The organism is Halorubrum sp. SS7 (genome assembly GCF_005435055.1).
Lineage (GTDB): Archaea > Halobacteriota > Halobacteria > Halobacteriales > Haloferacaceae > Halorubrum > Halorubrum salinarum.
This window is the reverse complement of the sequence record NZ_SGXV01000418.1, coordinates 1-356: the sequence shown is the minus strand read 5'-3', so window position 1 is coordinate 356 and position 356 is coordinate 1. Positions and strand designations below refer to the sequence as shown.

The 356-nt window shown below is 67.7% G+C and carries 1 pseudogene; it reads right to left on the bottom strand.

Going from position 1 to position 356, the window contains the following annotated elements:
- Positions 1-108: 108 nt before the first annotated feature.
- Positions 109-356: pseudogene (locus EXE44_RS18625) on the bottom strand (alpha hydrolase); the annotation flags it as partial.

Genomic DNA, 356 nt, shown 5'->3' with positions numbered 1-356 from the left:
CGACCATCGCGGCCGATCCTTGCGGACGAAGGGAGGAAACGCCGCTCGCACAGTAGCGAGGGTCTTTAACACGGGATCGGAGAACAGAGGCCCGACGCAGCGGGAGGGTCAGTCGTTCCGCCCGTGGACGTACGTCTGGTCGTGGTCCGGGAACACGTCGGTCACGGTCTCCTCGCCGTGCTCGTCCGCGATGAGCGTCCGGAGCTCGTCCTCGTAGTCCGCCTTGGGGACCTCCTCGCTCGGCCCCTGCTGGACGTCGAAGGTGGCGTCGACGAGCTGGTCGACGGCGTGGCGGCCGAACCCCGAGAGCGGCGAGATGTAGTCGATCCCGTTTCGGTCCTCGAGGCTCTGCGCCT